General features: G+C 63.2%; 12 protein-coding genes and 1 tRNA gene. All 13 read right to left on the bottom strand.

All coding sequences use genetic code 11. The features are described 5' to 3' along the window. The coding region (locus Q4F91_RS09285) for a GTP-binding protein (RefSeq protein WP_303333843.1) at positions 1-163 on the bottom strand (163 nt) is incomplete at its 3' end. Between the two features lie 47 nt (positions 164-210). Continuing rightward, the gene (fusA, locus tag Q4F91_RS09280; protein WP_303337018.1) at positions 211-2313 is read right to left on the bottom strand and encodes an elongation factor G; all 2103 of its coding nucleotides are present in this window, start codon (positions 2311-2313) and stop codon (positions 211-213) included. Between the two features lie 62 nt (positions 2314-2375). Beyond that, entirely contained in the window at positions 2376-2846 is a 471-nt protein-coding gene (rpsG, locus tag Q4F91_RS09275) for a 30S ribosomal protein S7 (protein WP_303337014.1), read from the bottom strand. Positions 2847-3020: 174 nt separating this feature from the next. Further along, on the bottom strand, positions 3021-3398 hold the full coding sequence (gene rpsL / locus Q4F91_RS09270; protein ID WP_303337011.1) for a 30S ribosomal protein S12: 378 nt from the start codon (positions 3396-3398) through the stop codon (positions 3021-3023). Positions 3399-3692: 294 nt separating this feature from the next. Beyond that, entirely contained in the window at positions 3693-8057 is a 4365-nt protein-coding gene (rpoC, locus tag Q4F91_RS09265; RefSeq protein ID WP_303337008.1) for a DNA-directed RNA polymerase subunit beta', read from the bottom strand. Positions 8058-8074: 17 nt separating this feature from the next. Further along, a complete protein-coding gene (rpoB, locus tag Q4F91_RS09260) occupies positions 8075-12238 on the bottom strand; it encodes a DNA-directed RNA polymerase subunit beta (protein ID WP_303337020.1) in 4164 nt (1387 codons plus the stop codon). Between the two features lie 308 nt (positions 12239-12546). Beyond that, positions 12547-12927, bottom strand: a complete 381-nt coding sequence (gene rplL / locus Q4F91_RS09255) for a 50S ribosomal protein L7/L12 (RefSeq protein WP_303337005.1) — start codon at positions 12925-12927, stop codon at positions 12547-12549. A 49-nt stretch (positions 12928-12976) separates the two neighbouring features. Then, a complete protein-coding gene (rplJ, locus tag Q4F91_RS09250; RefSeq protein ID WP_303337003.1) occupies positions 12977-13507 on the bottom strand; it encodes a 50S ribosomal protein L10 in 531 nt (176 codons plus the stop codon). Between the two features lie 523 nt (positions 13508-14030). Continuing rightward, positions 14031-14726, bottom strand: coding sequence for a 50S ribosomal protein L1 (rplA, locus tag Q4F91_RS09245; protein WP_303337001.1), 696 nt, complete (start codon positions 14724-14726; stop codon positions 14031-14033). Beyond that, complete coding sequence (gene rplK, locus Q4F91_RS09240) at positions 14727-15158, bottom strand: 50S ribosomal protein L11 (RefSeq protein ID WP_303336999.1); 432 nt, start codon at positions 15156-15158, stop codon at positions 14727-14729. A gap of 134 nt (positions 15159-15292) precedes the next feature. Further along, positions 15293-15844, bottom strand: a complete 552-nt coding sequence (nusG, locus tag Q4F91_RS09235) for a transcription termination/antitermination protein NusG (protein WP_303336997.1) — start codon at positions 15842-15844, stop codon at positions 15293-15295. 29 nt (positions 15845-15873) lie between these two features. Continuing rightward, positions 15874-16257, bottom strand: a complete 384-nt coding sequence (gene secE / locus Q4F91_RS09230; RefSeq protein WP_303336996.1) for a preprotein translocase subunit SecE — start codon at positions 16255-16257, stop codon at positions 15874-15876. Positions 16258-16461: 204 nt separating this feature from the next. Next, positions 16462-16537, bottom strand: a tRNA-Trp gene (locus Q4F91_RS09225). Between the last annotated feature and the right edge of the window lie 102 nt (positions 16538-16639).

Raw genomic sequence — 16639 nt, 5'->3', positions numbered from 1 at the left:
CAGGAGCCGCGTCGATCTGGTCGTAAGCCTTGGCTTCGCCGCCGAAGTGCTTCGAAAGGATCGTGGTGATGGCAGCCGTGAGGGTGGTCTTGCCGTGGTCAACGTGACCGATGGTGCCGACGTTCACGTGCGGCTTCTTGCGTTCAAATTTTTCCTTGGCCATTTCTAGTCCTTGAAAAATAAAAGGTTTGGGTCGGAAACCGACTGATTTTACTTCGTCTTGTCAGCGATGACAGCCTCGGCGACGGCACGCGGAGCCTCAGCGTAGTGCTTGAACTCCATCGTGTAGGTCGCGCGGCCCTGCGTGAGCGAGCGCAGCTGGGTGGCGTAGCCGAACATCTCGGCGAGCGGAACCTCGGCCTTGATGCTCTTCGAGCCGCCGGGCAGGTCTTCCATGCCCTGGATGACGCCGCGGCGGGACGAAAGGTCGCCCATCACGTCGCCCATCTTTTCCTCGGGGGTCTCGACCTCAACGGCCATGATCGGCTCGAGGAGGACGGGGTTGGCCTTGCGCATACCTTCCTTGAAGGCCATCGAGGCAGCGATCTTGAACGCGTTTTCGTTCGAGTCAACCTCGTGGTAGGAACCGAAGTGCAGGGTCACCTTGACGTCGACCACCGGGAAGCCGGCGAGCACGCCGCTCTTGAGCGTGTCCTCGACGCCCTTCTCAACGGCCGGGATGTATTCACGGGGAACCACACCGCCCTTGATGGCGTCGACGAACTCGAAGCCCTTGCCGGGTTCGAGCGGCTCAAGCTTGAGGACGACGTGACCGTACTGGCCGCGGCCGCCCGACTGCTTGGCGAACTTGCACTCGGCGTTCTCAACCGTCGAGCGGATCGTCTCGCGGTAAGCCACCTGGGGCTTGCCGACGGTCGCCTCAACGTTGAACTCGCGCTTCATGCGGTCAACGAGAATCTCAAGGTGGAGCTCACCCATGCCGGAGATGATGGTCTGGCCGGACTCCTCGTCGGTGCGCACGCGGAAGGACGGATCCTCCTGGGCGAGACGGTTGAGGGCGAGGGCCATCTTTTCCTGGTCAGCCTTGGTCTTGGGCTCGACGGCCTGCGAAATCACAGGCTCCGGGAACTCCATGCGCTCGAGGATGATCGGAGCGTCGAGGGCGCAGAGCGTGTCGCCGGTCGTGACCGACTTCAGGCCCACGGCGGCGGCGATGTCGCCGGCCTCAACCATCTTGATCTCCTTGCGCTCGTTGGCGTGCATCTGGAGCAGACGGCCGATGCGTTCCTTGTTGTCCTTGACGGAGTTGAGAACGGTGTCGCCGGAGTTGAGGAGGCCCGAGTAGACGCGAAGGAACGTGAGCTGGCCCACGTACGGATCGGTCATGATCTTGAAGGCGAGGGCGGCGAACGGAGCGTCGTCGCTGGCCTCACGGGTGCACTCCTTGTCGTCGAGGTCGAAGCCCGGGACCGGCGGGATGTCCGTCGGGGCCGGCAGGAACTGGACGACGGCGTCGAGCATGCGCTGGACGCCCTTGTTCTTGAAGGCGGTGCCGCAGAGCATCGGCTGGATTTCGCAGGCGATCGTGCGCTGACGGAGACCGGCGATGATCTCCTCCTCGGAGAGCTCGCCCTCTTCGAGGTACTTGTTCATCAGTTCCTCGTTGGCCTCGGCGGCGGACTCGATCATCTTCTCGCGCCACTCGTTGGCGGAGTCGACGAGCTCGGCGGGGATGTCCTCGTAGGAGAACTTCATGCCCTGGGTCTTGTCGTCCCAGATGATGGCCTTCATCTTGAGAAGGTCAACGACGCCGGCGAACGTGTCCTCGGCACCGATAGGAATGACGACCGGGACGGGGTTGCCGTTCAGGCGCTTCTTCATCTGGTCATAGACCTTGAAGAAGTTCGCGCCCGTGCGGTCCATCTTGTTGACGAACGCGAGACGGGGCACGTGGTACTTGTTGGCCTGACGCCAGACGGTCTCGGACTGCGGCTGGACGCCGCCCACGGCGCAGTACACCATGCAGGCGCCGTCGAGCACGCGCATCGAGCGCTCCACCTCAACGGTGAAGTCGACGTGGCCCGGGGTGTCAATGATGTTCAGGCGATACGGTTCCCACTGCATCTCCATGCCGCGCCAGAAGCAGGTCGTGGCAGCGGACGTGATGGTGATGCCGCGCTCCTGTTCCTGCTCCATCCAGTCCATCGTCGCAGCGCCGTCATGCACTTCGCCGATCTTGTGGTTGACGCCCGTGTAGAACAGGATGCGTTCGGTCGTGGTGGTCTTGCCCGCGTCGATGTGAGCGGAAATACCGATATTGCGATAACGCGAAATCGGAGTTTGACGAGCCATTTAAGGTTCCTCTCAAAGTGCGCCGCACGAGCCCCCGGAGGGGCCGTGCGGAGTAAAAGCGGTTAGAAGCGGAAGTGCGAGAAGGCCTTGTTGGCTTCGGCCATACGATGGACTTCATCGCGCTTCTTCACGGCACCGCCACGGTTCTCGGCGGCGTCGAGGAGCTCACCGGCAAGACGCTGCGGCATCGACTTCTCGGAGCGGCTCTTGGCCGACTCACGGAGCCAGCGCATCGCGAGCGCGAGGCGGCGGACCGGACGGACCTCAACAGGGACCTGGTAGTTGGCGCCACCGACGCGGCGGGACTTGACCTCCACCAGCGGACGGACATTGTTGATGGCGTCATTGAAGACTTCCAGGGCGCTCTTGCCGGTCTTCTCTTCGATCTGCGCGAAGGCGCCGTAGACGATGCGTTCCGCAACCGACTTCTTGCCATCGAGCATGATCACATTAATGAACTTGGTAACTTCAACGCTGCCGAACTTCGGATCCGGCAGGATTTCGCGTTTCGGTACTTCGCGACGACGGGGCATTTGATTCCTCTTTCGTAACTTCAGTCTTGCGCGCTGCTTCCCCTCAGGGGTTCAGCCCCCTGCTAATGAAAAACGGGACTGCGCGCTTTGGATTTTTTGATTGCGGACTGAGCGTCCGCGACTTACTACGGCCTCGAGAGGCCGTTCGCTTCCGGCTGTTGCCGCGAAGCCTTATTAGGCCGCCTTCGGGCGCTTCGCGCCGTACTTGGAACGGGCCTGCTTGCGGTCCTTGACGCCCTGCGTATCGAGGGAGCCGCGCACGATGTGGTAACGCACGCCAGGAAGATCCTTCACACGGCCGCCGCGGATGAGCACAACGGAGTGCTCCTGCAGGTTGTGGCCTTCGCCGCCGATGTAGGAGATGACCTCGAAGCCGTTGGTGAGGCGAACCTTGGCGACCTTACGGAGAGCCGAGTTCGGCTTCTTCGGGGTCGTGGTGTAAACGCGGGTGCAGACGCCGCGCTTCTGGGGGCAGTTCTTAAGAGCCGGGCTCTTGCTCTTCTCGTGCGTGAGCTCACGGGGCTTGCGAACCAGCTGATTGATAGTAGGCATATTGTCCGTCTAAATAAAAAATAGCGTCCCGGCGATGTGCCGGAACACCGTAGTCCTAGAGTCTTTCCGGAGCCCTATTCTCCCCGAACACCCCTGTCGCACAGGCGATTTGGGGATTTGGTGAGGTCAAGTCGCCCCGTAAAGACGTGTGATTTTCGTCCAGAACCCCGCTCTGTGTCAAGCGACGGGGCCCGGTTTTGCGTGCAAAAAAGCGGCCCCGTCAGGGGCCGCTCTTGCTTGAAGCTCCGCCGGCGGAATCACCGGCGGGCGCTTCGCCTGGGGCGGTAACCGGAGTTACTCCTCAAGCTTGTCCTTCGCGAGCTGCTCGTCGAGCGCCTTGCCGCCCTTGAGGGCGGGGTCCTCCGCCGGGACTTCAGCGGCCTTGTGGTCGATGAAGGCGAACGGATTGGCGTCAGCCGCACGGGTGAGACCGGAGTCTTCCTCGGCTTCGGCGGCGGCCTCGGCCTCGGAGATCGGCTCATCGTTCGCCTGGGTCTCGCGCTCGAGACGTTCGGCGAGTTCCTGGGCCTTGTGGGCCTGATGGTAGGCGAGACCGGTGCCGGCCGGGATCAGACGGCCGACGATCACGTTCTCCTTCAGACCGCGGAGGTCGTCGCGCTTGCCCATGATGGCAGCCTCGGTCAGCACGCGGGTCGTCTCCTGGAAGGAGGCCGCGGAGATGAAGCTGTCGGTCGAGAGCGAGGCCTTCGTGATGCCGAGGAGCACGTTGTCGTAGAGCGCCGGACGCTTGCCGAGCTCCTTGACGCGGTCGTTCTCGTCGAGCATCTCGGAGCGCTCGACCTGCTCGCCCTGGATGAACTTCGTGTCGCCCGGATCGGTGATCTGGACGCGGCGGAGCATCTGGCGGACGATGACCTCGATGTGCTTGTCGTTGATCTTCACGCCCTGCAGACGGTAGACGTCCTGGACTTCGTCAACGATGTAGCGCGCGAGTTCCTCAATGCCGAGCAGGCGGAGGATGTCATGCGGATCGACCGGACCCTCGACGATCTCCTCACCCTTCTGGACGACCTGGCCGTCATGGACGAGCACGGTCTTGTCCTTGCTGATGAGGGTCTCGACGGCGTTGCCGTCGCGATCGGTGATCACGAGGCGCTGCTTGCCCTTCGTCTCCTTGCCGAAGGTCACCGTGCCGGTCACCTCGGCGAGCATGCCGGCGTCCTTCGGGCTGCGGGCCTCGAAGAGCTCGGCGACTCGCGGCAGACCGCCCGTGATGTCTCGGGTCTTCTGCGACTCGGTCGGGATGCGGGCAAGCACCTCGCCCATGCCGATGTCCTGGCCGTCGCGGACGACCACGAAGGCGCCCACAGGCAGCTGAATCGTCACGGCGTGCTCGGTGCCCGGAATCTTCACCTCGTTGCCTTCCTCATCGATGAGGTGGACGAGAGGACGGAGAATGCCGGCGGCATTCGCCTTGGCGCCCTTGCCGGTGGCCTTCTTCGGGTCGATGACCACGAGGCTCGAAAGACCCGTGACCTCGTCGACCTGGTTCATGACGGTGACGTTCTCGATGACGTTCTCGAACTTCACGCGGCCGGCGTACTCCGTGATAATCGGACGGGTCATCGGATCCCAGGTGGCGAGCTGCACGCCCGCCTTGATCGTCTGACCGGCCTCGACCTTGAGCACGGCGCCGTACGGAACCTTGTGACGCTCACGCTCGCGGCCGTGATCCGTGATCACGATCTCGCCCGAGCGGGAGATCACGACGAGCTCGCCCTTCGAGGACTGCACGAAGCGCATCGCATCCGTGAAGCTGATCGTGCCGGCGGACTTCGCCTCGACGCTCGACGCGACGGCAGCGCGCGAAGCCGCGCCGCCGATGTGGAACGTACGCATCGTGAGCTGCGTGCCCGGCTCGCCGATCGACTGAGCGGCGATGACGCCGACGGACTCGCCGGCGTTGACGAGCGAGCCGCGGCCGAGGTCGCGGCCGTAGCACTTGGCGCAGAGGCCGTAGCGCGTGTCGCAGGTGAGCGGCGTGCGGACCTTGACCATGTCGATGCCGAGCTCGTCGAGCTTGTCGCAGATCGACTCGTCGATCAGCGTGCCGGCGGTGACGATCACCTCATGGCTGTCCGGATTGATCACGTCGGTGGCCGTGACGCGGCCGAGGATGCGGTCGCGCAGGGCCTGGATCACCTCACCGCCCTCGACGAGGGCGCGCATCTCGACGCCGTTCGTGGTGCCGCAGTCGTCCTCGACGACCACGAGATCCTGCGTGACGTCGACGAGACGACGGGTCAGGTAACCGGAGTTCGCGGTCTTCAGAGCCGTGTCCGCGAGGCCCTTGCGGGCGCCGTGGGTCGAGATGAAGTACTGCAGAACGTTGAGGCCTTCACGGAAGTTCGCCGTGATCGGCGTCTCAATGATCGAGCCGTCAGGCTTGGCCATCAGGCCGCGCATGCCGGCAAGCTGGCGGATCTGGGCCGCGGAACCGCGGGCGCCCGAGTCAGCCATCATGTAGACGCTGTTGAAGGATTCCTGGGAAACCTTGCGGCCGTGACGGTCGATGGTGGGCTCGCTCGAGAGCTCCTGCATCATCACCTTGCCGACCTGATCGGACGTGCGGCCCCAGATATCGACCACCTTGTTGTAGCGCTCGCCCTGGGTGACGAGACCCTGGGTGTACTGGGCCTCGATCTCCTTGACTTCCTGCTCGGCGGCGCGCACGAGGCCTTCCTTCTGGGCGGGGACCTTCATGTCGCCCACGCAGATGGAGATGCCGGCGCGCGTCGACAGACGGTAGCCGTTGTCCTTCAACTTGTCGGCGAAGATCACGGTCGCACGCAGGCCGCAGACGCGGAAGCAGCGGTTGATCAGCTTCGCGATCTCCTTCTTCTTCAGGGTGATGTTGAGCTCCTTGAAGCTCATGCCCACCGGAAGGATCTCGGAGAGGAGCGCACGGCCGACGGTCGTCTCGTAACGGACGATCTTCGGGGTCTTCTCACCGGTCTCGCGGTTCACCGAATATTCCTGGATACGGACCGTGCAGCGGGTCTGCAGTTCGACCACGCCGTTGTCCCAGGCGCGCTGGACCTCGGCGACGTCGGCGAAGAACATGCCCTCGCCCTTGCCGTTGATCTTCTCGCGGGTCGCGTAGTAAAGACCGAGCACCATGTCCTGCGACGGAACGATCGACGGATCGCCGTTCGCCGGGAAGAGCACGTTGTTCGAGCTCATCATCAGGCCGCGGGCCTCGAGCTGCGCCTCAAGCGAGAGCGGCACGTGGATGGCCATCTGGTCGCCGTCGAAGTCAGCGTTGAACGCCGAGCAGACGAGCGGATGGAGCTGCATGGCCTTGCCTTCGATCAGCTTCGGCTCGAACGCCTGAATACCGAGGCGGTGCAGGGTCGGGGCGCGGTTGAGCATGACCGGGTGCTCGAAGATCACCTCCTCGAGGATGTCCCAGACCACCTCTTCCTGGTTCTCGACCATCTTCTTGGCAGCCTTCGGCGTCGGGGCGAGACCGCGCAGGACGAGCTTGTTGAAGATGAAGGGCTTGAAGAGCTCAAGCGCCATCAGCTTCGGCACGCCGCACTGGTGCAGACGCAGTTCCGGACCGACCGTGATCACGGAACGGCCGGAGTAGTCGACGCGCTTGCCGAGCAGGTTCTGACGGAAGCGGCCGCTCTTGCCCTTGATCATGTCGGCGAGCGACTTGAGCGGGCGCTTGTTGGCACCGGTCATCGCCTTGCCGCGGCGGCCGTTGTCAAGGAGCGAGTCCACGGCTTCCTGCAGCATGCGCTTCTCGTTGCGCACGATGATGTCCGGAGCCTTGATCTCGAGGAGGCGCTTCAGGCGGTTGTTGCGGTTGATGACGCGACGATAGAGATCGTTCAGATCCGAGGTCGCGAAGCGGCCGCCGTCGAGCGCCACGAGCGGGCGCAGGTCGGGCGGGAGCACCGGGAGGACCGTCATGATCATCCACTCGGGCTTGATGCCCGAGCGCTGGAAGCCCTCAAGCACCTTGAGGCGCTTGGCGTACTTCTTGATCTTCGCCTCGGAGTTCGTCTCGGCGAGCTCCTGACGGAGCTGCGTGACCTCGCTGTCGATGTCGATCGTGCGCAGGAGCTCACCGATCGCCTCGGCGCCCATCATGGCCTTGAAGTCGTCGCCGAACTCGGCGGTCTTCGAGATGAACTCCTCCTCGTTGAGGAGCTGGCCGCGGCTGAGCGTGGAGAGGCCCGGATCGACGACGATGTAGGCTTCGAAGTAAAGCACGCGCTCGATGTCGCGCAGCGGGATGTCAAGCACCATGCCCATGCGGGAGGGCAGGCTCTTCAGGAACCAGATGTGGGCGACCGGGCTCGCGAGGTCAATGTGACCCATGCGCTCGCGGCGCACCTTGGCGAGCGTCACCTCGACGCCGCACTTCTCGCAGATGACGCCGCGGTTCTTCAGACGCTTGTACTTGCCGCAGAGGCACTCGTAGTCCTTGACCGGTCCGAAGATCTTGGCGCAGAAGAGGCCGTCGCGCTCAGGCTTCTGGGTGCGGTAGTTGATCGTCTCCGGCTTCTTGACTTCGCCGAAGGACCAGGAGTGGATCTTGTCAGGGCTCGCGAGGCCGATGCGGATCGCATCGAAATGCTCGTCCTTCTGGACCTGATTGAAAATGTCATTAAGCGCAGAATTCATTTCGCTTAAATCCTCTCTTAGTTCTTGACGAGGTCGATGTCAATGCCGAGCGACCTGATTTCCTTCACGAGCACGTTGAAGGACTCCGGCATGCCGGCTTCAATCTTGTGTTCGCCCTTGACGATGTTCTCGTAGACCTTCGTGCGGCCGTTGACGTCGTCGGACTTGACCGTGAGCATTTCCTGCAGCACATAGGCGGCGCCGTAGGCCTCGAGAGCCCAGACTTCCATTTCGCCGAAGCGCTGGCCGCCGAACTGCGCCTTGCCGCCCAGAGGCTGCTGCGTGACGAGCGAGTACGGACCCGTGGAGCGGGCGTGCATCTTGTCGTCGACGAGGTGGTGCAGCTTCAGGTAGTGCATGTAGCCCACAGTGACCGGACGCTCGAACGCCTCGCCCGTGCGGCCGTCGTAGAGGGTCGCCTGGGTCTTCGAGGGCGTGAGCTGCAGGCGCGCGGCCTCCTCATCCGGGAAGGCGAGGTCGAGCATCATGCGGATCTGCTCCTCGCTCGCGCCGTCAAAGACCGGCGTGGCGAACGGCACGCCGTTCTGGAGGTTGCGGGCCATGCGCATGAGCTCCTCGTCCGTGAGGCTGTCGAGATCCTCGTGCTTGCCCGTGCGGTTGTAGACCTCGTTGAGGAACGCGCGGATCTGACGGACCTGCTCGGTCTTGAGCATCTGCTCGATGCGCCAGCCGATGCCCTTGGCGGCCCAGCCGAGGTGAACCTCGAGAACCTGACCGATGTTCATACGGGACGGCACGCCGAGCGGGTTCAGCACGATGTCGGCGGGACGGCCGTCAGCCATGTACGGCATGTCCTCGACCGGGCAGATCTTGGAGACCACGCCCTTGTTGCCGTGACGGCCGGCCATCTTGTCACCGGGCTGGAGACGACGGCGCTCGGCGATGTAGACCTTGACCATCTTGAGCACGCCCGGCGGGAGTTCGTCGCCGCGGGTGAGCTTGTTGGTCTTGATCTCGAACTTCTTGTTGTTGTCTTCGCGGGTGTGCTCGATGGCCTGCTTCGTGAGCTCGATGAAGTGCTGGGCCTCCTCCTCGTCCATGCGGAGCGAGAAGAGGTCGTAGCCCTGCACGCCGGCGAGGAACTCGGGCGTGAGCACGCCGTCGGCGGGCAGCCCCTCGAGCTGCATCGTCGCGACGACCTTGTGGCCGGCGAGCTGACGACGCAGACGGTCGAAGGAGTCGCGCTCGACGATGCGCAGCTGGTCATCAAGGTCGCGGCGATAGCGCTTCAGGGCCTCGGCGATGATGCTGTCGGCGCGCTTGTCGCGCTTGACGCCGTCGCGCGTGAAGACCTGGACGTCGATCACGGTGCCGGTCATGCCGGACGGGACGCGCAGCGAGGTGTCCTTCACGTCGCTCGCCTTCTCGCCGAAGATCACGCGCAGGAGCTTCTCCTCAGGCGTGAGCTGGGTCTCGCCCTTCGGCGTGACCTTGCCGACGAGCACGTCGCCCGCCTTGACCTCGGCGCCGATGAAGACGATGCCGGAGTCATCGAGACGCGAGAGCTGCGTCTCGGCGAGGTTCGAGATGTCGCGGGTGATTTCCTCAGGCCCGAGCTTGGTGTCGCGCGAGACAACCGAGAGCTCCTCGATGTGGATCGACGTGTAGCGGTCGTCGGCGACGACGCGCTCGCTGATGAGCACCGAGTCCTCGTAGTTGTAGCCGTTCCACGGCATGAACGCGATCAGCATGTTCTGGCCGAGCGCGAGCTCGCCCGTGTCGGTCGAGGCGCCGTCCGCGAGGACGTCGCCGACGGCGACATGATCGCCCTTCACGACGATCGGACGCTGGTTGATGTTCGTCGACTGGTTCGAGCGGGTGAACTTCTGCAGGTTGTAGATGTCCACGCCCGTCTCGCCGGCGACCGACTCCTCGTCGTTCACACGGATAACGACGCGGTTCGCGTCGACATAGTCGACGACGCCGCCGCGGCGGGCCTGGACGGCGGTCTTCGAGTCAACGGCGACCGTGCGCTCGATGCCCGTGCCGACGACCGGCTTCTCCGGACGGAGGCAGGGAACGCCCTGACGCTGCATGTTCGCGCCCATCAGCGCGCGGTTCGCGTCATCGTGCTCAAGGAACGGAATCAGGGCCGCGGCGCAGGAAACGATCTGCGTCGGGGCGACGTCCATGTACTGGATGCGGTCGGGCGAGGCGAGGATCGTCTCACCGTTGTCACGGGCACTGACGAGCTCCTGCGTGAGGCGGCCCTCATCGTCCATGTCGGCGTTGGCCTGGGCGATGACGTACTTGCCTTCCTCGATGGCGGAGAGGTAGTGGATTTCCTTCGTCGCCTTGCCGTCGATCACCTTGCGGTACGGCGTCTCGAGGAAGCCGTACTCGTTCAGGCGCGCGTACAGGGCGAGCGAGTTGATCAGACCGATGTTCGGACCTTCAGGCGTCTCGATCGGGCACACGCGGCCGTAGTGGGTCGAGTGCACGTCGCGGACCTCGAAGCCGGCGCGCTCGCGGGTCAGACCGCCCGGGCCGAGAGCCGAGATGCGGCGCTTGTGCGTGATCTCGGAGAGCGGGTTCGTCTGGTCCATGAACTGCGAGAGCTGGCTCGAGCCGAAGAACTCGCGGATCGCGGCGGAGATCGGCTTCGAGTTGATCAGGTCCTGCGGGGTGAGACCGTCGCTCTCGGCCTGGTTGAGGCGCTCCTTGACGGCGCGCTCAACGCGCACGAGACCGGCGCGGAACTGATTCTCGGCGAGCTCGCCGACGCAGCGGACGCGGCGGTTGCCGAGGTGGTCGATGTCATCGACGCCGTTGACGTTGCAGACGCGGACCTCGCCGTTGGCATCAACGAGCTCGACCTCGTCCTGGCCGTTGCGAAGCGCGACGAGCATGGCCATCGTGTCGACGATGTCCTCCTTCGTCAGGGTGCGCTCGCCCTCGCTCGAGGCGCGGCCGAAGCGGGCGTTGACCTTCATGCGGCCGACGCGCGACAGATCGTAGGCGTCGGCGTCAAAGAAGAGGCGGTCGAAGAGCGTCTCGACGGCTTCCTCCGTGGGCGGCTCGCCCGGGCGCATCATGCGGTAGATCGCGACGCGCGCGTTGAACTGGTCCGGCGTGTCGTCCATGCGCAGGGTGTTCGAGATGTAGGCGCCGTGGTCGAGCTCGTTCGTGAAGAGCGTGTCGAACTTGCGCACGCGCATCTCGCGGAGCTTCGCGAGCAGATCCTCGGTGAGCTCCGTGTTGGCCTCGACGATGATCTCGCCGGTCTCCTCGTCAACGATGTTCTTCGCGATGACGCGGCCGAGCAGATAGTCGTCGGGCACGGCGATGGCCGTGACCTTGGCCTTGCCGATCTCACGGATGTGCTTGGCGGTGACGCGCTTGTCGTGCGGGACGATGACGTTGCCCTCGCCGTCGACGATGTCAAAGCTCATCGTCTGGCCCTTCAGGCGCTCGGGCACGACCGGCAGCTTCGCGCCGCTCTTGAGGAGCTGGAAGCTGTCGAACTTGAAGAAGCGCGCGAGGATGTCCTCGACCGAGTAGCCGATGGCCTTCAGGAGGATCGTGCCGGGCATCTTGCGGCGACGGTCAACGCGGAAGTACAGGATGTCCTTCGCGTCGAACTCGAAGTCGAGCCAGGAGCCGCGGTAGGGAATCACGCGGGCGGAGAAGAGCAGCTTGCCCGACGAGTGGGTCTTGCCCTTGTCGTGCTCGAAGAAGATGCCGGGGGAGCGGTGCAGCTGGGAGACGATGACGCGCTCGGTGCCGTTGACGATGAACGATCCCTTCTCGGTCATGAGCGGGATTTCGCCCATGTAGACATCGTTCTCACGGATTTCCTTGATGGTCTCGGGCTCGACGGCCTCGCGGTCGTAGATCTCGAGACGGATCTTCGCACGGAGACGGCTGCAGTAGGTGAGGCCGCGGAGCTGGCACTCGGCGACGTCGAACTCGGGTTCAGCGAGATCGTATCCGGCGAACTTCAGCCGGGCGAATCCGTTGTGGCTCGTGATCGGGAAGATCGAGGTGAAGGCGGCCTGGAGGCCGAGGTTGCCGCTGCGGGCGGCGGGCTTCACGTTGGCCTGCAGGAAGTCTTCGTACGAACGAAGCTGAATATCAAGCAGGGAAGGCACTTCAAGGACGCTCGGGCGAGAGGCGAAGCTCTTGCGGATGCGCTTCTTTTCAGTGAACGAGTACGACATGTAGACTCCGTTCGACATTGAGGATGAACCGGAAGAAGTCGGCTTCTAGATGATGGAGAGGAAGTGGGCGTGCGGACGCCGAAAAGCCGCTCGGCACTTCAGACCTGGCAGTCTGAGTCCGCGCGGCGCGCGATTGCAGTTTTTAGAGTCTTGCAAGAATTCATCAGAGAAGGGGACTTTGATCTGATTTTCTCATGAATCAGCGTTCACAGGCGAAAGTCAGATCAAAGCCTCCTTGCGGAGGCTTCTTAGCGTGCCTCGCCGCCCTTTGTCAGGCGGCGGCGGCACACGCTCGTTCAAGCAATGAATTACTTGAGGGAGACCTTGGCACCGGCCTCTTCGAGCTTCTTCTGGGCGGCTTCGGCGTCAGCCTTCGGGAGGCCTTCCTTGACAGCCTTCGGGGCGCCCTCGACGAGGTCCTTCGCCTCCTTGAGGCCAAGGCCCGTGAGCTCACGGACGGCCTTGATGCAGGCGATCTTGTTCGAGCCGGCGGCCTCGAGGACCACGTCGAACTCGGTCTTCTCCTCAGCGGCGGCGGCACCAGCGGCAGCGCCCGGGGCAGCGACGGCGACGGCGGCGGCGGCGGCGGAGACACCGAACTTCTCCTCCATCATCTTGATGAGCTCGGAGATCTCGAGGACGGTCTTGGAGGCGATCGCCTCAAGGATTTCTTCATTGGTAAGGGCCATTTTTAGCTCCGTATTACGTAGTGTTTAATTGGTTTGGAAAGAAAAAGAATTAGGCTGCAGCCTTTTCCTTGGCATCGCGCACAGCGGCCACGGTGCGAACGAAGCGCGCCGGGACCTCGTTGATGGTGCGGACGAACTTCGCGATCGGCTCGTTCATCGTCGCCATCAGCTTGGCAAGGAGTTCGTCGCGGCTCGGCATCGAGGCGAGCTGCTTGACCTCTTCCACGTTCATCACGTGGTTGGCCATAGCACCGCCCTTCAGAACGAGCTTCTCGTTGTCCTTGGCGAAGTTGGCAAGAACCTTGGCAGCGGCGACGGGGTCGGCGGAGAAGCCATAGACGAGCGGACCAGCGAGCTGGTCAGCGAGTCCGGCAAACTCCGTGCCTTCCACGGCACGGCGAACCAGCGTGTTCTTGACAACACGCAGCGTCACACCATTCTTACGCGCCTCGGCGCGAAGCTTGGTGACGGCCTGTACGGTCAGCCCACGGTACTCAGCGATCACCATCACGGACGACTTGGAAACAACTTCCGAGATCTCCGCAATGACTGCCGCCTTATCTTCACGATTAAGACCCATGGTCTGGCTCCACTATTGATGTCCCAGTCCGTGAAAGACCGGAACACCGGTTGCGATTAACCGGCAACCCTACTTGAGAGCTTGACACGATGTCCGCAGCGTCAGATGCCCCTGACCGCTTTCGGTCTGCAGGAACACCCGGCGTAAAACACGACGCAATGTCTCTCTTCGGTGCCGTCTGCGCTGGACCTCTTGTTGGCGAGCTTTCCGTCCGGATCGGAAGCACCGGACGAATGGCGCAAGAGAATTAAAAGCGCGTCCCTCTCCCGCCTCACTGACCTCCGAGATCAGGGAGGGAAACTCACGCTCTCCAGCGGTCTTTGACAGCAGTCCGGCGAACTCATTCGTTTTCACGGTTCGCTCACCGGACCACCCAAAGCCCTTGATGCCTCACGGCATCGCGGAAACCCGAAGGCTTCCGGGCATCCCCTCGCGGGGTTCATCCCCGGATCCCCGTCTCCCCCGGAAGGGAGCCGTGTCCGGGAATGCACTGCAGGAGTGCCGCTCCTGGAAAAAACTTTAATTACGCAGCGATGGTGCCGGCATCAATGCGCACGCCCGGGCCCATCGTGGAGGAGACAGACACCTTGCAGAGGTACTGGCCCTTCGCGGAAGCGGGCTTGAGCTTGTTGAGCTGATCGATCAGGGCGGCGAGGTTCGTGCGCAGACGCTCAGCCTCGAAGGAGGCGCGGCCGATCGGCGCATGAATGATGCCGGCCTTGTCGGCGCGGAACTGAACCTGACCGGCCTTGGCGTTCTTGACAGCCTGGGCGACGTTCGGCGTGACGGTGCCGACCTTCGGGTTCGGCATCAGGCCGCGCGGGCCGAGGATCTGACCGAGCTGGCCGACGACACGCATGGCGTCCGGGGAGGCGATCACGACGTCGAAGTCGAGTTCACCGGCCTTGACGCGGGCGGCGAGGTCATCGAAACCGACGATGTCAGCACCAGCGGCGCGGGCCTCATCGGCCTTGGCACCCTGGGTGAAGACGGCGACGCGGACGGACTTGCCGGTGCCCTCGGGCATCACGACAGCGCCGCGGACGGCCTGATCGGACTTGCGGGGATCGATGCCGAGCTGGACGGCGACGTCGACGGACTCATCGAACTTGGCGGTCGCGTTGGCGCGAACGAGGTTGAGCGCGTCAAGGGCGGAGTAGGCCTTGCCGGCCTCGATCTTGCCCTGGAACGCCTGCTGGCGCTTCGTAAGCTTAGCCATTTAGAGACCCTCCACAACGATGCCCATCGAACGGGCGGAACCAGCGATCGTGCGAACCGCGGCATCCATGTCAGCGGCCGTAAGATCCGGCTCCTTCGTCTTCGCGATCTCTTCAGCCTGAGCACGCGTGATCTTGCCGACCTTGTCGGTGTGCGGACGCGCGGAACCCTTCTGAATCTTGGCCGCCTTCTTGATGAGGATGGTGGCCGGCGGCGTCTTCATGATGAACGTGAAGCTCTTGTCCGCATAGGCCGTGATGACGACCGGGATCGGAAGACCCGGCTCAACGCCCTGCGTCTTGGCGTTGAACGCCTTGCAGAACTCCATGATGTTCAGGCCGCGCTGACCGAGGGCCGGGCCGATGGGAGGCGAGGGGTTCGCCTTGCCGGCAGGAACCTGCAGCTTGATAAAGCCGACGATTTTCTTTGCCATTTGGCTTAATTCCTATTGGGTTCGATCGCCGCGGACCGTCATGGTCCCGTGCGGCTCCCCAGTTGGTTGAAAACAGAGAAGCGCGACTATACACCTATGAAATCCGGTGTGCAACCGCAACCTCTGAAAAATTTTTAGATCTTCTCGACCTCGTTGAAGGCGAGGTCGACCGGCGTGTCGCGGCCGAAGATCGACACGAACACGTTGAGGCGGCTCTTGTCGTAGTCGACGCCTTCGACACGGCCCTGGAAGTCCTTGAACGCACCCGACTTGACGCGGATGGTCTCGCCCACCTCGAACTCGATCTTCGGACGGGGCTTCTCGGCGCTCATCTCCGCGGCGTTGAGGATGTTCTCGACCTCGGCGGGCGAGAGCGCGACCGGGTTGTTGTTGCCGAGGAATTCAATGACGCGCGGCGTGTTGTTGACGAGATGCCAGGTCGCGTCGTTCATCACCATCTCGATGAAGACGTAGCCCGGGTACATGCGGCGCTCGCTCGTGACCTTGCGGCCGTTGCGGATCTCGTGCACCTTCTCGATCGGGAGCAGCACCTGGCCGAAGCTCGCGGCGAGCTCGCCGCTCTGGCGGATGCGCTCCTCGAGAGCGTTCTTCACGCTCTTTTCCATCGAGGAATAGACATGCAGCGTGTACCACTGCATGGTGGGGGTGTTGCCTTCCTGTGCCATGGCTTGTGTCCTCTCTCTGTCAGGTCTCGTTAGAGCGTGATGCGAAGGAGGACGTCATAGAGTCCCCATTCGATGATCAGGTCGCAGAAGAAGAGGAAGAAGGCCATGATGACGACGAAGGCCATCACGAGACCGGTGGTGTTGAGCGTCTCCTTGCGGGTCGGCCACACCACGCGGCGCAGTTCCTCATAGGACTGCTGACCGTAGGCGAGGAAGCGCTTGCCCGAGGGGCTCAGCCAGGCGAGGCCGATCGCGACGACAAAGCCGCCGGCGAGAGCGCCGAGGCGCACGGCGAGAGCCTGCTCGGAAAGGAGCGCGAAGGCCACGACGCCGGCGATCGCCGCCAGGGCGGCAAGCGTGACAAGAACGAGATCGCTCTTGTTCGAAACCGTTTCAACTTCTTGAGTTCTCATGAACTGAATCCAGATCTCCCGCGCGGAACACGCCGGAGAGACCCGGCGCGCTGCTTCCGCATCTCTTGCGGGGCGTGTCGAAAAATAGCAGGCAATTTTACCGGCTTTTCACCGGGCATGCATCTCCCGGGGCGGCTTTTTCTTTTTTTCGCCGCAAAGAGAAAAGCCAGGCTTGGTTTCCCAGTCCTGGCTTTTCCTTGTCTGTGGCAGGGGCAGAAGGAATCGAACCCTCAACCTACGGTTTTGGAGACCGTCGCTCTGCCGATTGAGCTATACCCCTGCGACTCCATTCAACGGCGGCCGAAACCGCCGTGACTGGAAGTGATCATTACTCGATGATCGAGGCGACGACGCCGGCGCCGACGGTGTGGCCGCCCTCGCG

The sequence above is a fragment of the Sutterella sp. genome (assembly GCF_030539355.1).
Taxonomy (GTDB): domain Bacteria; phylum Pseudomonadota; class Gammaproteobacteria; order Burkholderiales; family Burkholderiaceae_F; genus Sutterella.
Note: the sequence above shows the minus strand (reverse complement) of the source record. Positions and strands in the feature narration are given on the sequence as shown.